At 58.9% G+C, this 17,251-nt stretch carries 19 protein-coding genes, 5 pseudogenes and 1 other annotated feature; of the genes and pseudogenes, 15 read left to right on the top strand and 9 right to left on the bottom strand.

Going from position 1 to position 17,251, the window contains the following annotated elements; all coding sequences use genetic code 11:
- Positions 1-866: 866 nt before the first annotated feature.
- Genes CK226_RS33580 through CK226_RS33570 form a run of 3 tightly spaced genes read left to right on the top strand, consistent with a single transcriptional unit; the run spans position 867 to position 2,155 of the window.
- The gene (locus tag CK226_RS33580; RefSeq protein ID WP_095789636.1) at positions 867-1,184 is read left to right on the top strand and encodes a metalloregulator ArsR/SmtB family transcription factor; all 318 of its coding nucleotides are present in this window, start codon (positions 867-869) and stop codon (positions 1,182-1,184) included.
- Positions 1,181-1,684 carry an SRPBCC family protein gene (locus CK226_RS33575; protein WP_095789637.1) on the top strand — a complete coding sequence of 168 codons (504 nt, stop codon included), beginning with the start codon at positions 1,181-1,183 and terminating at the stop codon, positions 1,682-1,684. Before CK226_RS33580 ends, CK226_RS33575 begins: the two co-directional genes overlap by 4 nt.
- Positions 1,685-1,741: 57 nt before the next feature.
- Positions 1,742-2,155: an MAPEG family protein gene (locus CK226_RS33570; protein WP_095789638.1), complete on the top strand. Its 414-nt coding sequence runs from the start codon at positions 1,742-1,744 to the stop codon at positions 2,153-2,155.
- Between the two features lie 927 nt (positions 2,156-3,082).
- Here CK226_RS33570 and CK226_RS33565 read toward each other — a convergent pair.
- The 3 genes and pseudogenes from CK226_RS33565 to CK226_RS35265 all read right to left on the bottom strand — a co-directional run.
- A pseudogene (locus tag CK226_RS33565) lies at positions 3,083-3,991 on the bottom strand (IS110 family transposase); the annotation flags it as partial.
- Between the two features lie 185 nt (positions 3,992-4,176).
- Positions 4,177-4,404, bottom strand: coding sequence for a hypothetical protein (locus CK226_RS35270; protein WP_179301184.1), 228 nt, complete (start codon positions 4,402-4,404; stop codon positions 4,177-4,179).
- Complete coding sequence (locus CK226_RS35265) at positions 4,401-4,649, bottom strand: hypothetical protein (RefSeq protein WP_179301183.1); 249 nt, start codon at positions 4,647-4,649, stop codon at positions 4,401-4,403. The genes CK226_RS35270 and CK226_RS35265 overlap by 4 nt, the downstream gene beginning before the upstream one ends.
- Positions 4,650-4,658: 9 nt before the next feature.
- Here CK226_RS35265 and CK226_RS35260 point away from each other — a divergent pair, with 9 nt between their 5' ends.
- Positions 4,659-5,030, top strand: coding sequence for a hypothetical protein (locus tag CK226_RS35260; protein ID WP_179301182.1), 372 nt, complete (start codon positions 4,659-4,661; stop codon positions 5,028-5,030).
- 190 nt (positions 5,031-5,220) lie between these two features.
- On the opposite strand, the gene CK226_RS33555 is transcribed toward CK226_RS35260, so the two are convergent.
- Positions 5,221-5,478 carry a hypothetical protein gene (locus CK226_RS33555; protein ID WP_245437928.1) on the bottom strand — a complete coding sequence of 86 codons (258 nt, stop codon included), beginning with the start codon at positions 5,476-5,478 and terminating at the stop codon, positions 5,221-5,223.
- Positions 5,479-5,682: 204 nt separating this feature from the next.
- On the opposite strand from CK226_RS33555, the gene CK226_RS35890 reads away from it, so the two are divergent.
- From CK226_RS35890 to CK226_RS35255, 6 genes are all read left to right on the top strand, one after another.
- The gene (locus tag CK226_RS35890; protein WP_348629108.1) at positions 5,683-6,099 is read left to right on the top strand and encodes a hypothetical protein; all 417 of its coding nucleotides are present in this window, start codon (positions 5,683-5,685) and stop codon (positions 6,097-6,099) included.
- A gap of 480 nt (positions 6,100-6,579) precedes the next feature.
- The gene (locus CK226_RS33545; RefSeq protein ID WP_095794080.1) at positions 6,580-7,272 is read left to right on the top strand and encodes an SOS response-associated peptidase; all 693 of its coding nucleotides are present in this window, start codon (positions 6,580-6,582) and stop codon (positions 7,270-7,272) included.
- Positions 7,273-7,842: 570 nt separating this feature from the next.
- Positions 7,843-8,121, top strand: a complete 279-nt coding sequence (locus tag CK226_RS33540) for a hypothetical protein (RefSeq protein ID WP_095794079.1) — start codon at positions 7,843-7,845, stop codon at positions 8,119-8,121.
- An 823-nt stretch (positions 8,122-8,944) separates the two neighbouring features.
- Entirely contained in the window at positions 8,945-9,262 is a 318-nt protein-coding gene (locus CK226_RS33525; protein WP_095794077.1) for a hypothetical protein, read from the top strand.
- 5 nt (positions 9,263-9,267) lie between these two features.
- Positions 9,268-9,468, top strand: a complete 201-nt coding sequence (locus CK226_RS33520; protein ID WP_095789644.1) for a hypothetical protein — start codon at positions 9,268-9,270, stop codon at positions 9,466-9,468.
- Between the two features lie 280 nt (positions 9,469-9,748).
- On the top strand, positions 9,749-10,045 hold the full coding sequence (locus tag CK226_RS35255) for a hypothetical protein (protein WP_179296052.1): 297 nt from the start codon (positions 9,749-9,751) through the stop codon (positions 10,043-10,045).
- 108 nt (positions 10,046-10,153) lie between these two features.
- On the opposite strand, the pseudogene CK226_RS33510 reads toward CK226_RS35255, so the two are convergent.
- The 4 genes and pseudogenes from CK226_RS33510 to CK226_RS35885 all read right to left on the bottom strand — a co-directional run.
- Positions 10,154-10,914: pseudogene (locus CK226_RS33510) on the bottom strand (transposase); the annotation flags it as partial.
- 596 nt (positions 10,915-11,510) lie between these two features.
- Positions 11,511-12,242: a serine hydrolase gene (locus CK226_RS36115; RefSeq protein WP_280951493.1), complete on the bottom strand. Its 732-nt coding sequence runs from the start codon at positions 12,240-12,242 to the stop codon at positions 11,511-11,513.
- On the bottom strand, positions 12,218-12,658 hold the full coding sequence (locus CK226_RS36110; RefSeq protein ID WP_280951491.1) for a serine hydrolase: 441 nt from the start codon (positions 12,656-12,658) through the stop codon (positions 12,218-12,220). The genes CK226_RS36115 and CK226_RS36110 overlap by 25 nt, the downstream gene beginning before the upstream one ends.
- Positions 12,659-12,906: 248 nt before the next feature.
- A pseudogene (locus CK226_RS35885) lies at positions 12,907-13,186 on the bottom strand (integrase core domain-containing protein); the annotation flags it as partial.
- A 130-nt stretch (positions 13,187-13,316) separates the two neighbouring features.
- Positions 13,317-13,371, top strand: a sequence feature (sul1 is cis-regulatory element that is thought to sense ions involved in sulfur or methionine metabolism; They are found in Alphaproteobacteria).
- A 113-nt stretch (positions 13,372-13,484) separates the two neighbouring features.
- On the opposite strand from CK226_RS35885, the gene CK226_RS33495 reads away from it, so the two are divergent.
- Both CK226_RS33495 and CK226_RS36195 read left to right on the top strand, forming a co-directional pair.
- Positions 13,485-14,681 (top strand): cation:proton antiporter, encoded by a 1,197-nt coding sequence (locus CK226_RS33495; RefSeq protein ID WP_095789646.1) that lies wholly within the window; start codon positions 13,485-13,487, stop codon positions 14,679-14,681.
- 316 nt (positions 14,682-14,997) lie between these two features.
- Positions 14,998-15,242: pseudogene (locus CK226_RS36195) on the top strand (hypothetical protein).
- A gap of 157 nt (positions 15,243-15,399) precedes the next feature.
- Here CK226_RS36195 and CK226_RS33485 read toward each other — a convergent pair.
- On the bottom strand, positions 15,400-15,600 hold the full coding sequence (locus tag CK226_RS33485; protein ID WP_095794076.1) for a hypothetical protein: 201 nt from the start codon (positions 15,598-15,600) through the stop codon (positions 15,400-15,402).
- Between the two features lie 553 nt (positions 15,601-16,153).
- Here CK226_RS33485 and CK226_RS36105 point away from each other — a divergent pair.
- The 3 genes and pseudogenes from CK226_RS36105 to CK226_RS33475 all read left to right on the top strand — a co-directional run.
- Positions 16,154-16,309, top strand: a pseudogene (locus tag CK226_RS36105) (GntR family transcriptional regulator); the annotation flags it as partial.
- A 63-nt stretch (positions 16,310-16,372) separates the two neighbouring features.
- Complete coding sequence (locus tag CK226_RS33480) at positions 16,373-16,858, top strand: FCD domain-containing protein (RefSeq protein WP_280951045.1); 486 nt, start codon at positions 16,373-16,375, stop codon at positions 16,856-16,858.
- Positions 16,851-17,251, top strand: a 401-nt coding sequence (locus CK226_RS33475) for an SDR family NAD(P)-dependent oxidoreductase (protein WP_143750392.1), incomplete at its 3' end; no start/stop codon positions are given. The genes CK226_RS33480 and CK226_RS33475, both read left to right, overlap by 8 nt.

Genomic DNA, 17,251 nt, shown 5'->3' with positions numbered 1-17,251 from the left:
TGCGCGCCACGCCTCGCTGAGCGTCGCCGATAGGAGAAGAGTGCTTCCTCGATAGTGGGTCTCGCTGTGTAGCGCTCTCCCGCTACCACTTCAAACCCACTATCGTGTCCGACGGCCGATTTTGACGTTTCGGCCAGTGTCACGGTTCTCGGACGCATCGCCGATGCGCTCGGAATGGGGCTCGAAGCTCTCATTCGTAAATCGCAGAGCGGTCATTAAGATTAGGGGCCGCGCATAGCCGCTCGCGAGCGCGCCTCAAAACAGGCGCCGTAGCGAACGAGCGGCGGCTTTGCGCACTGAGCAGCCGTATTTGACGGCCGTTGCTAGGTGGCGGGATTTGAGATCCATCCGAGAAAGGTTGAATGCATTGCCAACGGGATGGCCGAGCTGCCGGGCTGCCCGCGCTCGAAAGTCGTACCCGGGCGGCTCTCGTTTAATTCGAGTTGCAGACCCCCCTGCCCTCAACAGGCACGGCTGACGTCGGCGCAGACAGTTGTGGTATCTCATGGCGCATGGAACACGCGGATCGACGGGGATTTTGTGAAGGGCGAAGCTGACGGCGCGACAGCTTCGCTGGCCCTGTTCCAGTGCACGGTGTCGGCGCTCGGTTACTGATTTGGCCTTAAAGGTGAGCCCTGGCAGGCCACCCTGCGCAGATTTTTGCGAAAAACGCGCAAGGTAAGTGGCATCACCATAGGGCGCGAGCATCGGATCGGTCCATTTTTCGAGAGTGGCGTCGGCATCGAGTTCGAGAGCGCGTTTCACCGCTTTTTGGGCGTGATGCTGGCACCCGGCGTCAGGGAAGGTTCCATAGCGTCGACTGCTCAGGTTGACAAAAGGGACCCCGTCGATCTAAGTTCGCGTTAGTGGCTACTAACGCGAAATATTGGGCAGCGCTCGGTGACCCCACACGGCGCACGATCTTCGAACTGCTGGTCGACCAGCCCAGTTCGGTCAGCGGGCTGGCCAATGCGCTGCCCGTGACAAGGCCGGCGGTCTCGCAACACCTGAGGGTCCTCAAGGATGCCGGGCTGGTCGCCGACACGCGCTCCGGCAAGGAACGCATCTACCGGATTGATCCGGATGGCCTCGCGGCCTTTCGGGCAGAGATCGACCAGTTCTGGGTGAAGACGCTCGCGGGCTACAAGCTGGCCGTCGAGGAACCGACTAAGGACGAGACATGATCAAGCAACCAGGGCCCGCTCCCGTTAGGCATTCCGTGGTCGTCGAAGCGACAATCGCGCGCGCCTTCAAAGTGTTCACCGAGGATTTCGGCAGCTTCAAACCGCGCGAGCACAATCTGCTCGCGGTACCTATCGCCGAGACGATCTTCGAGCGTCGGGTCGGCGGTCACGTCTACGATCGCGGCGTGGACGGCAGCGAGTGCCGCTGGGCCCGCGTACTGGCCTACGATCCACCTCACCGGCTGGTTCTGAGCTGGGACATCAGCCCTCGATGGCAGATCGAGACCAACCTGAACAAGACCAGCGAATGGGAAGTCCGGTTCACGGCCGAGACAGAAAAAAGAACCCTGGTTGAGATCGAACATCGGAATTTCGAACGCCACGGCGAAGGCTGGGAAGGTGTGCGCGGTGGAGTTGATAGCGATCAGGGCTGGCCGCTGTACCTGCAGCGGTTCCAAGACCTTTTCACCGTCGAGCGGCCTGACAACGCAGCCGGTTAAGGGGCGTGACCCGGAAGCTCGGTTGGACCCACCGCGATTCTTGGGAGTGGAGACAAAATGGAAGTCTATTGGTTAAGCATCCTCGGCGTGCTCACCCTCTGTTTGCTGTCGGTGGTGTTGGCAATCTATTCTGGTTCGTCAAAGGGATTTGCGGGGGCACTTTCCGGGCCGGTGATCCCGGCAGACGACGAAAATCTGCTCTATAGGATCGATCGCGTCCACATGAATTCGGTCGAGGCACTGGCGCCCTTTGTCGTGCCCGCGGTGCTAGCGATGATGGTTGGCGTCAAACCGACCATTTTGGCGGCGCTTGTGGGCGCCCACCTGGGGATACGCCTGCTCCATCTGGGAGTCTACTTGCGTGGCGGAAATGCCGCTAAGGGAGGCAGCATCAGGACGATCCTGTACGTCTCTGGCGCACTCGTCACCCTTCTTCTCCTACTTGTGACTGGATGGGCAGCACTCAATTGACACGTTGGTGTCACGACTCCGCACATTGCTTTTCAGCAGAGACTTAGAAGCTGGTCTCGTGCGATGCGTGGCCCTGGCCCATCCATTCACCCTAGCGTTCACCGCCAGCAATGCCTGCTTGCAGGAGTTGGCAAAGCCGGTCCCAACCCCATGAGGCACAAAGCCTGCACTCGAAGCACGAGGGCGACGTCGCCGTGATGGCCAATATGCACACCGCGATGTCCGCCAAACGACCGTTTGCTAAACATCGCCCAACACCAACTCCGAGCCGCATATTCTGTCGTTGGCGTGTCGAGGAAACGTGTCGGAATTTCAACTGTCCGGCAACAAGCTGACAGGTCGCTTTTGGCCAAGGCCAGACGTTGAAGAGCACGCTGCGAGCCCAGTGTTTGCCAGCGGATGCACTGCGCACCTTGTAGATTCCAACATGAAATCAATATCTTAATATCAAATCGCACATTGTAGCAAAAGCGCGCAATGTGCAGCAAGGGGCGAAAAACCCAGAGAATACAACCGACCGACCGCCGTATGTGCGGTCTTTTATCTTGCCATCTAAATCGGTCGTACTTTGCGAGACTTGCTATCTATCGTCGTTCCTCCTCTATGCTACGATAATACACTATTCTATGCTCTATGTCACGATCCGTATTCTGGCGTCGACCCCCGATGCGCCGTGCAGTCTTCCGCGATCTGCGACGGGGTCTGCCAGTTGCATGAAAGCAGCACTGGAACCGTCGTGGCGTACTTTTCCATCGGACTGGGGGGCAGCGTCACAGGCAATCCGGCGCGGTCCGGCCGTCTCGCGATCGGCGCGGCCGCAGGAAAGATAGCGTGCGTTCCGTCGTTCCTGGTCTGCATCGGTCCTCATCCGCTGGAGCGGATCTCTTGTGTCAGGTGGCGCCCGTCAGCGTGTCGGCGTCATGCGTTTCAATTTCCGTTGCACCGCTCATCGATGCGCCCCAGCGGCCTGCGATCCTTGCGATGAGCGCGCCGGGCGACATCTCTCCGGGTCGCCGCGGAATCGCCGACATAGAACGCTCCGTCGGTCAGCTTGCGCGCCACGGCGACACAGGCCTTGCGGTGGCATGATCGTTTGGCGATCGCCCGGCCCCAGCTCTTGACCTTGTCCGAGCCCTCGAAGCGCGTCATCAGCCCCGATGCCGCCTCGTAAAGCGAGCGTCGCACATCAGCATCGCCAGCCTCCGATATTCGGCCCTGAACGTCGATCGAGGTGCCCGACTGCCAGCGCCGCGAGGTCAGTCCGAAGTAGGCCGCGACGTCGCGTGAGCGACGGAAGCGCGACGGATCGTCGATCGCCGTCATGAACGAAAGTGCTGTGATGGGGCCGACACCGGGGATTGCCATGAAGCGTCGGCACAGTTCGCTGCGTGCCACCATTTTCACGACCAGATCGTGCAGCCGGCAATACTGTCTCCACGTCGCTGCGCGCGCCGCCAGCATGGCGTCCATCAGCTCGGACGACAGCGGATCGTCCGCCACCGCGGTGCGCACCGCCTGCTCGAAAGCCCCCTCGCCCGACCTGCCCAGTCGGATGCCGAATGCCTTCAGTGGATGGCGGATGGCGTTCTCCAGGTCGCGGAACTTGGCTTTCAGATTGCGCCGGTGCGTCTGCAGAAGCTTCGTGCGGTAGCAGCTTTCCGACTTGATATGGGCCTGCCGGAACCAGCCGGTGCGCATGATGTGGGCGATTCCGAGCGCATCGGCCTTGTCGGTTTTGTTGCGCTGCGCCGACATTGCGGCGCGCACGTGCCGCGTCTCCAGGCAGACGGCCGGAAGGCCGAGTTTCTTGAGTTCCGGATGCAGCCAGGACAGCGTCTTGAGATAGACGCCATTGGCTATCGCCTCGTCGGTCATCTCGAGCTTTTGCCGACACCACGCGTCACGCGTGAATCCCGCGCCGCTGGTCGTCTCGAGGTTCCAGGTCTTGCCGTGGCATCGTCGGTGAACTTGACGAACACATGCAGCGGCGCCGTCGACAGCGTGACATTGAGGCCGAGCCGCTACCCGAGAGTGACGAACAGCGCCGGCATCGAGACACAATTGCCTTTCCGGGTCGCGAGGTAGTTGACCAGCGACTGAGAGCCGGGCTTTTGGCCATAGGAATCGGACAGGTCGTATTCGAACGGCCGGCTATTGTTCCACCAGCCGCCCTCGTAGAGGAAGGTGCGCAGAGCCTTCATCTTCTCCATGCTGGTCGAGGCAGCTTCGGGCCGAAGTGTCGCGATCATTTTTTGACCGTAACGAGCATGCTGTCGATCTCGGCAAGGCGGCAACCATCGGTCGAGGGATCGACGAACTTGTCGATCGCCAGCTTTGCCCGGCCAAAGTCCATCCCGGCTGCGGGCGCATCAAGCAGGGTGCGGACAAAGTTGGCCGGGTTCGGCGCGGCAGCCCCTTGCGCGTCCGAGGGGCGAAGGCCCGCCAGCACCATCACGCGCGCGTTTCGACGGATGACCAGAACCTCGATCTGCACCGCGACGCGTTGATACGCGCGGGCTGCACCAAGATCTCCGCCCCCGCCTTCATCACCTCGACGCTCTATGAGGCTGACGGCCAGACCAAGGAGATCAACTACGCCAACGGGGTGAAGACGGCCTTCGTCTATTCGCGGACCCGGCGCAGCGCCTGGTGCCCCGGCTCCTCGTGCCAGAACACCTGGCGCAAGTCGCTGGTCGACCAACTGCCCACAGTAGGAGCAGGCGTAGAAATTGTCCTCCACCCGTGCCGGCTCGGCGCCATGTCGCTTGCCGGGAATAGGCGGTCCAAGATCGGGAAGGTTCGTGCATGCCGGTTCGAACGATCCGCCTGGGTGAAAGTTCCTGGGCTCAGCAGGGAACATTTTCTGCTTTCCTGAGTTATGGCGCCGGAAGTCAAGGGTTGTGACCCTGTCCCCGAAGCTTCCAAGCCCGTCTCGGGTGGTTGGGTGCGAGACGGGCTGTTCGCAGAAGGGAACCTTAAGAGACGTCCCGAGCGCGCGCAGAACCGACTTCCTTCATTTGGATTTCAACCGAAGTCCTAGGGCGGGCGTTCGAGCATCTCCATAGCTATTGGCGCACGCTGACCCGCGATGTCGCCGACACGTTCGTGATTGAATCGGCATCCCCCGTGACGAGGCCGCCGCCATCGATGCGGACGGTAACTTTACCATCCTCCTTGTCGACCCGGGTGACAAATCCCCTGACTTCTATTTTCTGACCTGCCGTGGCCTTTGCCGGCGAGTCGACCGCAAGTGGGAAGTTGTAACTCGGAAGGCTTACGCTCGACACGCCGCTCTCCATCACTTTCAGGATGGTGGCTGTCAACGTGATCTCGTCTCCAACTTTCGGCGCTCGCGACATACGGTGCCTCATGTTGCGGCGAGTGAAACATTCAACTTACCTAAAATGTTCTGGAACTATTTTAGCGCAAGCTAATTGAATCGCGTGTTTGCGAGTCCTGGGTATGCGTCTGAAATTCATCAAGCCGATGGAGCCTGAACTGGTCGATACCCCGCCGCAAAGCGCGGACTGGATCCACGAGATCAATACGACGGGTACAGGACCCAGATCATCAAGGATGATGATGGGATCCGGCTGATCACGAAGAATGGCTACGACTGGACGGGCCGCTATATCCAGCTTGCTGGCGAGGCAGAGGCGATCGAAGCGAAAGACTTCATCATCGACGGCGAGACGATCACCATCAATGAGGCGGGCCTGTCCGACTTCCACGCACTGCAATCAGCCGTCACCAGCCGCAAGCCATCCAGCGACCTGTATCTGGCGGCGTTCGATCTTCTACACCTCAACGGGCACGATTTGCGCGACATGCCGGTGGAAGACCGCCGTGACATCCTCCAGGCGCTGATCCCGACCGGTGGCCGCATCCAGTTCAGCGAAGCAATGCCGGGGCGACACACGCACCTACGCTCTTGCGAAGCGTGACATGATTGCGGGACTTAGACGGCTCTTAAGGGAAAGAAAAAGCTGTCTTCAGCGATCATCGACAATTGCCGATACGTTCCCTGCTCGTCGTAAATACTCCGATGACGAGCTCCTAGACGGCATTCGTAGGCTGCATGCCACGTTCGGGCACGTCACAATCGCCCTAATCAATGCTGATCCAGAGCTCCCTATGTATCGTGATTTCGTAGAGCGATTTGGCTCTATCATCAGAGCGTATGGATTGGCAGGTTTCCCAACTACCAGAGCAGGAGCGGTTTCGGCAGCGCTGAAAAGGCAAGACTTCAAAAAAGGGCTACGTAAGCCTTGGATTACGACTCTATCCAACACAAAACCCTAATATCTGCGCAACACAACAACCTAATAACCACGCAGCGTAGAAGCCGCCATTCTCAACTTCCAACGCGCAAGAGGGCGTATCGTGATAAGCAAGGCGCGGCGCCCCTCAACTGAGATGAAAGCATGTGCGGACGTTACACCCGATATCTAACATGGTCGGAAATCCACCGGCTCTACCGCCTGACGGCGCCGGCGGAAATCGGCCGCAATGATCAGCCGCGCTACAACATCGCGCCGACAGAGGACGTTCCTTTCGTCACCGCCGGTGATAACGGCAGTCACCGATTGCGCGAGGGGCGCTGGTGGCTCGTCCCGTTCTGGGCAAAGGAGATGCCCAGGGCGGCCATGTTCAACGCCAGGATTGAAGGCATCGATACCGCACCGGCCTTCCGGGACGCCTTCAAGTCGAAACGCTGCCTGATCCCGGCCGATGGCTTCTACGAATGGACGATCTCGCCGGCCGACGGCAAGAAGGATCCTTGGCACATCTACCTGCCGGGCCACGCGCCTTTTTCGTTCGCCGGGCTCTGGGCGTACAACACCAATCTCGATGTCACCAGCTGCACAATCATCACCCAGCCGGCCGGCGAGCCGATGAAGAATCTGCACGACCGGCAGCCGGTCATTCTCGACCAGGCCTATTACGACGCATGGCTCGACCCGTCGACGCCGAAGGAATACCTGAAAGACATTCTCAGCCACGATATCGGCAATCAGTTGCAATTCAACCGTGTCGGGCGCGACGTCAATTCGACCGTCATCAACAAGCAACCGAACGACCACCCCGCCCCAGTCGGACCGATCAATCCGCTATGAGTGACGAACCGATCAGGCTCGCCGCAGACGCTACCGTTCACGGCGAGGGAAAGGGGCCTTGAGCCCCCGGCCGAAAACTTCCAGGTTCACCTGAGAATGTCCCTCAACGACATGTATCCGCCCCATGCGCTTAGCCCGAGGAACATTGAAAGCAGCGCTACAATGGCGCCCTTTTGGCGGATGGAAGTCGATCGCTGCCAGCCCTCGAAGCATATCCAAGTCCCGTATGTCGCGATCAAAACGCACCCTACAAAGAGCCCCACAAGTATGCTTTTGGGATAGACAGGACGTAGCAGAAGGCTTGCAATGACAATCGCGTAAGAGGCTAAAGCGATTGGCGACAGATGCAGTCGAGTTAAGCGATGGCTTTAGATCGGATCGCGTGACATACGGCAGTGCATCGGCGAGCTGGACGGATCGAAATCACGTCTGCGAGTTTGACGAGTGCGGGAAGCCCGCACCGTTCGGATTTGCAAACCCCAGACAACCATCGCGCCCAGCCGAAGACGATGTAGCGTGGTTCTGCCACGGGCATCGCGAACACGGCGACAGATATTTGGCGGGGGCGAGATGATTAGTCGACCAAGAGAAGCGGACGATGACCGAGTCATCGACTGCCAGGAGGCAATGGAGCCCGGCTTCCAAGCCATCGTTGATTGCATGCTGGAGGCCGGATGGTCGCGCGGCGAAACTCTGCGGTCATTGAAGCGGCTGATCGCGGCGGACAACATGACCCAGAAAGAGAACGCTAGGACGGAAACACAGCTTGCCATTGCTCGGGCCATGATGCGGTCCGGAAAGTCTTCTAGGGAGGCGACGGCTTTTTGGCGGGCGGCCGGCGCCTTTTAACCGGAGCTGACTTCTCCGCCGAAAGACGGAGCTCCCGCAACCGCGCCGTCTTTGCATTTCGTGCTTTCGTTTCGGCTTCGACTAATAGTTTAGCCTCTCGATCAGCGCGCTCAAAGCGCTCTTTGTCTACCAGTCTTCGGGTCACGAGAGCCTCCCTTGGCTAACTGACCTATGAAATTATCGCTCGTTAGAATTGTTCCTTTCGCTGGCCTTCCCGCAGCCAATTTCGTGACCGCCGCGACGATGTCGAGCGCTCCAGCAGGCTTGACTTACCCATCTTCCGCCAGCGAGACATCCAGGTCCCGCCTGATCAACTCTTCGTCTTCAAGCACAAGGACCAGGGACGACGCCCATTGGGCGCGCTTCGCTGGCCTCGCGAGCGTGTCAATAGAAAGCCCGTCGCGGCTAAAGCGAAGGGCTTTCTCATCGGAGCGGGTGCACCCCAGGAGGATCGACCACTTGGTTAAAAATTCCCGGACGTGAAATTCGTTCGACAATGGCACACGGATTCTCTTCGCATCTAAACCGGTTATATGAGATAATCCTAATAATGCTCGCTTTAAGGCGACGGCCATGTCGTTACCGCTTTGCTGTGAAGTCTATTGCCCCGCTGACCTGGACATGCTCCAGCGCGTGTTTGACCGGCTGTGCGAGGAACGCCGGCTAGCAAAGACTGGGAACAACGCGAAGACCTGGCTGCCGAAGTCTTCCAAATTTTTGATGATGGGACGCAGGAAGTGGTGGGCTTGTGGCGGGCCTTTCAAAGCGCCGCGTCGCCAAGAGCGCATAGTTCAGTTTTCAAACTGTGAGGGGTGCTGCCACCATGATCGTCGCGCAGATGATAAACGATTTCGTGACGCTGCTGCATCCCGGTGCCGTTTGCGATAGGTGTATTGCCGAAGCCTTGCGCCTCAGTTCTCACGCGCACGCCGCGCAAACCACTGAGGCGTTGGGGACCACTTCGGATTTTGCCCGATATCGTGGACGCTGCGTCATATGCGACAGCGAACGGACAGTGACAATTGCCCGCGAACCTAAAGGCCAGATGCGCCCAGCCAAGATAGGAGCCGCGCTTGCAGGGCAATTGAGCCGCGAGGAACCTCTGCTGGTCAATGAAGTTGGGGTTCAAGCGCTACGGTGAAGCCCATGACCACGAAATACCATATCGACGAAATGCAGGGCGAAAAGTTGCTGGCCCTGCACATTGCGCACGGATCGACTGCCTTGGAGGCCATTAACAAGGTCACCGCCGGGCCGTTCGTAATTCGAACCGTGCAGGCTCATTGGTTCCGCGTGGTGGATCAGGGACGGCGGGCGGTTTTCAAATTCTCGGTCGAACGAGATTAATTTAGCATCCGCTAATCCTTGCCGCTTTCGGATGCCGCACCAGAATCCTTGCATTCAGCATCAAGGTCGGCGACGAGGTGGCAATAATGGCGACGGTGCTTAAGCGCGTCACCGAAGACCGCGTAAGCGTCTCGATCCCGAGCTACAATTTCCCCCATTCGATTATCGATCCTGAAGACATTGAAGGGACAGCCGTCCCCGCCGCTATTGACCTCCCGAGCACCTTAAGGTCGCGCATCGGACGGGATGTTGAACTCCTTGCAACGATTGGAGAACCCTTATGCGAACTAAAATTATTTTTGCAGCGTTTTCGCTGCTTGCTGGCCCCGCATCAGCAGCCGACCACCTCTTCACCGCCACATCGGCAGGCGGTTTGACGACCTCAAGCCAACCCTTCCATAACGGCAAAAACAACAGCGCTCCGACCGCCGATACGGTGCCCGGCCAGGGTAGTCCGCTGTCCGGTGCCGAGCAACATACCGTGTCGGCCACCGACACGCAGACAGGTGCTTCGCTCAGGACAATGCCGTCGGCGGCGACCACGGGCAAGACTGCGCCGTCTGCCAACGCCCACTGACATTCGCTGCACCTCCCGAGCGCTCTCTGGGCGGCACCCATAGATCATCATGGGTGTCTCCCAAGAAGGCGGATAAATGGAGCTAAGCAAGACTGTACCGCCCTGGCGTCAGTTGTCACGCGGCCGAGCGCGGGGCGCGTTTCCTGCCCGATGGACTGGCTGCAACTTGGACTGCTCTGCGGCGCAGGCTTGTGTAAGCGATGTTCTCAAGCCAGGGCTTTTTAGCTCGGCCGCCCGGATATAGGCCCAAGGCAGCAGGGCGTCGATCTGGCTGTTGGGGTGGCCGTTGACGATCCTGGTGAGTACGTCGGCGAGATAGCCGAGCGGCTCGACACAGCTAGTTTGCAGGTTTCGACCAGGGAGGCGTTGACTGCCCAGTGCTTGGCGCCCCCGTCCGAGCCTGCAAAGAGGGCGTTTTTGCGATTGAGAGCAATCGGACGGATGGAGCGCTCGACCACGTTGCTGTCGATCTCAGTGCGGCCATCGTCAAGGAAGCGCGAGAGGCCTCCCCAACGGCGCGGACCCTGCGGCGGCCGGTTCATAGAAGCGCCGGCGCACATGCGTCCAGCAGAATGCGAGCGTTACCCCGCTCTTGTCGGCGAGCACGCGATAGCCGCCATATCCATCAACCTGCAGGATGCCGTGAAGCCTGCCAGATGGGCGATCGGACGCTCCGCCTTGCGGTCGGGCGCGTAGACATAGGCGACGCCGGGCGGATCGGCTCCGTCGCATGGCCGATCGTCTTGGGCATAGGCCCAGAGCTGGCCGGTCTTCGTTTTGCCGCGGCCGGGATCGAGCACGGGCGCCGTCGTCTCATCGGCAAACGGTTTCGGCGAAGCCTTCAGCTTGCCAAGCAGCCGCGCGTGCAGGCCGGGACGTCGAGGGAGGAACCATCCACCGGAGGCGCCTCGAAGTTGATCCTCACCATCTGATTCTCTCCTGGTAGCTAATTCAAACGTTATGTCTCAACTTTACTTTCGAAACCATACAACATGTCCGGCATCAGGCATTAGCTCTCCGACAGTTGGGCCGACCGTAGCCCATACAGAATGAGAAACGAAACACTTCGTAGTTGCACTTCTGGGACGCCCCAAAGCCAACTCAACGTCCTGCGAGGACGACGTCGTCCACCTCGTGGCACGGCAGATTGCCGATCTCTCGCATGAACTGGCAAGCGTCGGCGAGCGCGAGAGGAGCTTCCGGGTGCCGCATGCCTGCGGCGACCAGGTGCGCAATGGCGGCTCGGGACCCGATCCGCGCGAGCTGCCACCCAAGGGGCTTCGCACCCGGGACATCTACCTTTCCTTATGCCGCACTCGGCATAAGGGGATGTATCCGGGCCTGAAACTACGCCGATTCCCTAACGGCAATCCAGGAATGAAAGCTCGGCATAATGGCGCGCAGGGAAGATGCAATTCGGCCGAAGCGGACCTTTAGGTCGAGTCCTGTTGGTCAAAAATGACATCTACTTTTTGGAGAGTAGCGCTTCGATCAGGGAGTAGGTCGCCTTCACGCGGGCTTCGTTTGGGTAGTTCTTGTTAGCGAGCACAACCACGCCGATGTCCTCGCTTGGCACCATAGCGATGTAACCGCCAAACCCGTTCGTCGAGCCGGTCTTATTCAGGATCACATTCTTCTGGGGAGGAAGCGATGGGCTGATTCTTTCGGCTGGCTGTGGCTTCATGATGAAATCATAGCCATTGCCAGACTTCATTGTCTGCAGGTCGATGGGCCATGGGTACTGCTCCCAAACCATATCCTGGGTGAAAAAAGCAGTTTTGTACTGACCTTCATGGGTTCTCGCGACCGCCTTGCGCAATTCGTCGGGGGCCTTCCCGTGACCCAGCTCCACATCAAGAACTGTTAGCATGTCTCGGACGCTCGACTTCACGCCATAGGCCTCCGAGTCCAAAACCCCAGGGCTCACCCGAATTGGCGCATTGGTCTTTCGGTCATAGCCGAAAGCGTACTGGCTCATGTCACTCTTAGGAACGTCTATCCACGTATGGCGGAGCCCGAACGCAGGGAAGAGCACGCCCTCCACGGCTTGCTTGTAGTTTGAGCCCATGGCTTTGCCAGATATGTAGCCGAGCATCCCAATGCTAACGTTAGAGTAGCTTCGAGTTCCCGGTTGCGGCGGCTGCCAATCCATCAGCCAGCTCACCAACCCATCTACATTCGAAACGTTGTCCGGCACCTGCAATGGTAGTCCGCCCGAATGGTGTGTTGCCAAATCCATGAGTGTAAGCTTGTCGCCAATTGAACATCCGTCGACACAGACGAATGTGCCACCGTATCACTGAGGCTTAGCTTTCCGCGTTCTTCGGCCAACGCCGCAAGCGTGGCGTTGAAAATTTTGCTTATCGAGCCAAGCTCAAACAGCGTATCAGGGGTGGCCGGACGGTTGTCGGCCCGCGATGCCAACCCGACCGCAAAAAACTCATGTTTGCCGTTCCTGGTAACTCCAACGACGAGTCCGGGAATATCGTATTCCTTTACCACGGGTTCGAATGAAGCCTGCGCCTTCTCAGCAAACCCGTCGGCCTTCGCAATAGAGCCACTTGAGGTGAGTACCGCGATCGAAAACGCCACGAGGTACGAACACTTATCCATTCTATTGCTCCATATCGACATTCCCCAATAGGGTCTCGCTGGGATACAGTGATTGTTGGGGCAAAGTTGTGGCGCGCGGGCCCACCTGGCACTGGCCTTGGTATATAGGAGGTGGCATGTCATGACATCGCGGCTTTCAACGAGACGTAATTACTTCTGCATCGATCGAAGCTCGTCGCCAAACGTCAGTAACTTGTCGCCAACCCTGAACCGGCCAGACGATTGTTCCTTGAACGGCTCGATTTTGGCTAGATGTTCGGACCCGCCATGCGATGGATTGGATTTAGCCTGAACCTTTGCGGCTGCTCAGTCCAGATTTTGCAAATATGCTCGAAGGGGGTTAGGCAGCTAAGGATCTTCAGGCGTTTGGCGAAATTGTAGGCGTCGAGGAATGTTGCCCGGGGGGGGCACGCAGCTGATCATGGTTTTCATAGTAGTAGCGTCGCACGGTGGCTTCCTTGATCGTGCGGTTCATCCTTTCGACCTGACCATTCGTCCACGGATGGTTCGGCTCCGCAGACGGTGCTCCATATCGTTGCGGGCGCAGGCCACGTCGAAGGAATGGGCTCGGAAGATTTCCCTGCGCTCGATTGTTGCGCGGATGGCGCGCGGCCGCATGTTGCCATGCAGCAATCCTCTGTTATAGAGGATACATTCGATAGGACGCGATGTAATCACGGGTGCTCTTCCGGCCGCCAATCCGTCGGGCAATCTTGAAAGCCCGTTGATACTCGCGGACCTTCATAGTTACCTTTGATACCATCGACGGGGACAAGCATGTCCAATCTGACGCGAGCATATCGCGCTGGTGCTAGACCAGCCTTTCATGAGTGAGCGTTCAGTTCTTGCGGTGGGTATAATCCTGCTTACCGCTTCAATGGTGGCGATAATCTCGCGGCGCCTCCGTCTGCCTTATAGCGTTGGTCTTGTTTCTGCAGGTATAGCGCTCGGGTTTTTTCCTGGCGTCGCTGAATTCCCGCTAAGCCGAGATCTGATCTTCACCGTGTTCCTGCCGCCCCTCATTTTCCAAGCGGCGCTCGAGATCGAGTGGCGCCATTTTCGTGTTAACCTGCCCGTGAGTGCGTTGCTTGCGTTCCCCGGGGTGGCGATTGCGGCAGTGGTGGTTACCGTCGCCATGCATCTGGCGCTGGGTTGGAGTTGGATCGGAGCCGGATTGTTCGGAGTTCTGATAGCCGCCACGGATCCAGTATCCGTTCTGGCGGCCTTCAAAGAGATGAAGGTCCAGCCACGTCTGGGGCTGCTTGTCGAATCGGAAAGCCTACTGAACGACGGAGCCGCAGCAGTCGGCTTCACTATCCTGCTGGCAGCCGCAACGGGCGCGGGCGCGACGCCCTTAGCCGTCGTCGGGTCCTTCGCATGGACCGTTGCGGGTGGTGTCGTCGTTGGGACTCTGACATCAGCCCTCTTGCTTCTCATCGCTGGCCGGACCGAAGACCACCTGGTCGAGATCACGCTCACGACGATTGCTGCCTACGGCTCCTTTTTGGTCGCGGAGAATTTTAGCATGTCGGGCGTCCTCGCCACGCTTACAGCTGGCCTTCTTGTCGGGAATGTCGGCTGGAGAGGCGCAATTTCCACCGCCGGACGACCGCATGTTTTAGCCTTCTGGGAATATGCGGCTTTTCTAGCGAATTCGATCATATTCATCTTGATCGGTGGACACGAAGCGCAACAGCCTCTTGGGATATTCGTTGGCAGCTCAGCGCTCGCTATTGTCGTCGTGCTGATCGGCCGGGCTGCCGCGATCTATCCGCTTTGTGGGCTAGTGGCTCCGACGCGGCTGAGAGTGGACCTGAGATATCAGCACCTACTGGTATGGGGCGGGCTACGTGGGGCTCTCGCACTCGCCTTGGCGCTAGCGCTCCCGTCCGATATTCGCGAGCGGGGCGAAATCATTGTAGTGGCGTTCGCCGTCGTCGCCTTCTCGATTTTTGTCCAGGGATTGACGATGCCCTGGTTGGCTCGGCGCTTGGCGATCGCTCAACAGGCGACAGAAACTTGAGACTCCAGCTTGGCGAGGAGAGTTTGGCGCTAGATTTTTGACTTGAAAGTCGGCCAGCCAAGGATTCCCTCCCCACAACCGATCTTCCAAGCGCCCCACGGTTCGCGAAGTGTTTCCAGATGCAATTGTTCGTGAGAGGTGGTATTTAGGGGTAAGGCGGGCTGCTTCCTCGCCCAGGCCCGGTTGTGCACTGTGTCCCCGTCAAAGCCATGGCCGCCGGGCCGTCCTAACATCCATTTGAATTGCTATCGGGGTCGTTGCACTGGTTCTGTTTCGATCATCGCGAACACGGCGACAGCTATTTGGCGGGGGCGAGATGATAAGTCGACCAAGGGAAGAGAACGATTATCGAAACCGCGTCATCGACTGCCAGGATGCGATGGAGCCCGGCTTCCAAGCCATCGTCGACTGCATGCTGGAGGCGGGGTGGTCGCGGGGCGAAACGCTGCGGTCATTGAAGCGGCTGATCGCGGGGGACAACATGACCCAGAAAGAGAATGCTAGGACGGAACACAGCTTGCCATTGCCAGGGCCATGATGCGCGCGGGTAAGCCGTCTTAGGTAATCACAACTCGGTAAAAATCGTACATTCATTTTCAATTGAAATGAGATGACGGGAGAGTAGGATTACTCTTCGCCCGGCTTCCTCAAATGGCCGGCACGGCCCGGCTAGTCGCCCTGTGTCAACCTGAAGGCTGGCCGGGCCGTCTTGACAATCCTAGCGACGGAGCGAAAGCGAGACGAGTTCAGCCTCGTCTTTGATGCAGGCCATATAGTTTGCGATAATCCGCGATGCGATCGAATCGAGGGTGTCCGGTGACCGTTGCTCAAGTTTCAGCTTGTCGAAAACCCTGCCGAGAAGTGCCAATTCGGTTTCGTCGAATCTACCGGCGTCAGGCGCCTTTCGCCGGATTGGCATGATATTCCTCCCCACAGTCCTGGAGGGAAGCATGCCGCAAATCTCTCGTCCGGCGCTTCGGTGATCTGGCTAAACTCCACCTCCAAAAAAATCGGCCTGCTCATCAGGCCCGGCTTGACCATCCGTAGCTTCCCCTACGGCTTTTTGGCGGGCGGCCGGCGCCTTTGAACCGGAGCTGACCTCCGTCGGCTGTGCCGAAAGGCGGAGTTCCCGTTAACCGTGCCGTCTTTGCATTGCATGCTCTCGTCTCTGCTTCGACGAATAGCTTAGCCTCTCGATCAGCGCGCTCGAAGCGCTCTTTGTCCATCAGTCGTCGGGTCAAGAGCGCCTCCCATGGCTAACTGACCTATGCAATCATCGCTCGCGAAAATTGTTCCTTCCGTAGTCTCGGGCGTCAGGCGGGATCGACCACTTGGTTGCAAATTCCCACCTGCCTTGGCGCGCCGGTGGCACCAGCCTGCCTGACATGAAGCCTCCTTGACGTTTATGCGGCAAGGAGCAAAAAGCGGCGGAAGATCCCGGGAGCAACAGTTCGGCTGTCGACCAGACTGTCCGGCAGATCCTCGACCCTATTAGCACCCGCGCCATGTCGGTGGGCGACGTCCTGCCCACCGAACGGGAACTTGGCGAACTGTTCGGCGCGAGCCGCAACACGATACGCGAAGCGCTGCGCTCCATCCGCACCTATTGCCTTATCGATCCCAAGCCGCGTGTCGGCGCGGTGCTGGCGGACCGCCAGAATGTCGCGACCCAGAATTTCTTCCCCGCGCAGATGGATATTTCGAGGACCTCGTTTCACGACATACAGGGGTCCCGCCGCATCATCGAGGTGAGCATTGACGACCACATCATCCTCAATGCCAGCGCCGCTGAACTCGACGCCCTGGACGAGGTCAACGGCCTGATCGAAACCAGCAAGGATGTCCAGAAAGCCGCGCAGCGCGATTTCGACTTCCACCTGGCGCTGATGAAGCTCGCCGGCAACCGCATGCTGGTGCAGACCTACCATTTTCTGTCGCCGGTCATCCTGCACATCATGACAACCGGCAAATCGATCCGGCCGGTGCTGAAAGAAACGCGCCACGCCCATGCCGAGATCATTGCCGCGCTTCACGCGCGCGACCGCATTGCCTATAGCTATTTGATGAGCCGGCATCTCGACTTCGGGCTGCGCTTCGTTCCCGACGACCTCCAAAACGCACGGACCTCGCCGGCAATGCCAGGCCCGACTTCTTCCAAGGATTTGCACAATGTCTGACTTTGAAAACAAGGTGGCATTGGTGACGGGGACGACCGGCATCGCGCTCGCCACCGCGAGGCGGCTGGCGCAGGGAGGTGCGGCGATCGTCGCCTGCGGCATCGACAGGGCCGCCAATGCCGCCATGCAGGAAAGCCTTGCCAAGGCCGGAGCGGATGCACTGGTGCAAACGGTCGACGTGTCGATTTCCGATCAGGTTCGCGACGCGGTCGCGGCCGGCGTCCTGAAATTCGGCGGCATCGACATCATCGTCAATTCCGCCGCGGTCCATCCCTACGGGACCGCGACGACGACCGATTGGGAAACCTGGAACCGGGCAATGACGGTCAATGTCGGCTCGATCTACCTGACCGCCCATTTCGGCATTCCGGAAATGATCAAGCGCGGCGGCGG

This window comes from Mesorhizobium sp. WSM4311 (genome assembly GCF_002295115.1).
In the GTDB taxonomy this organism is placed as follows: domain Bacteria; phylum Pseudomonadota; class Alphaproteobacteria; order Rhizobiales; family Rhizobiaceae; genus Mesorhizobium.
This window is presented reverse-complemented; position numbering and strand designations above follow the sequence as displayed.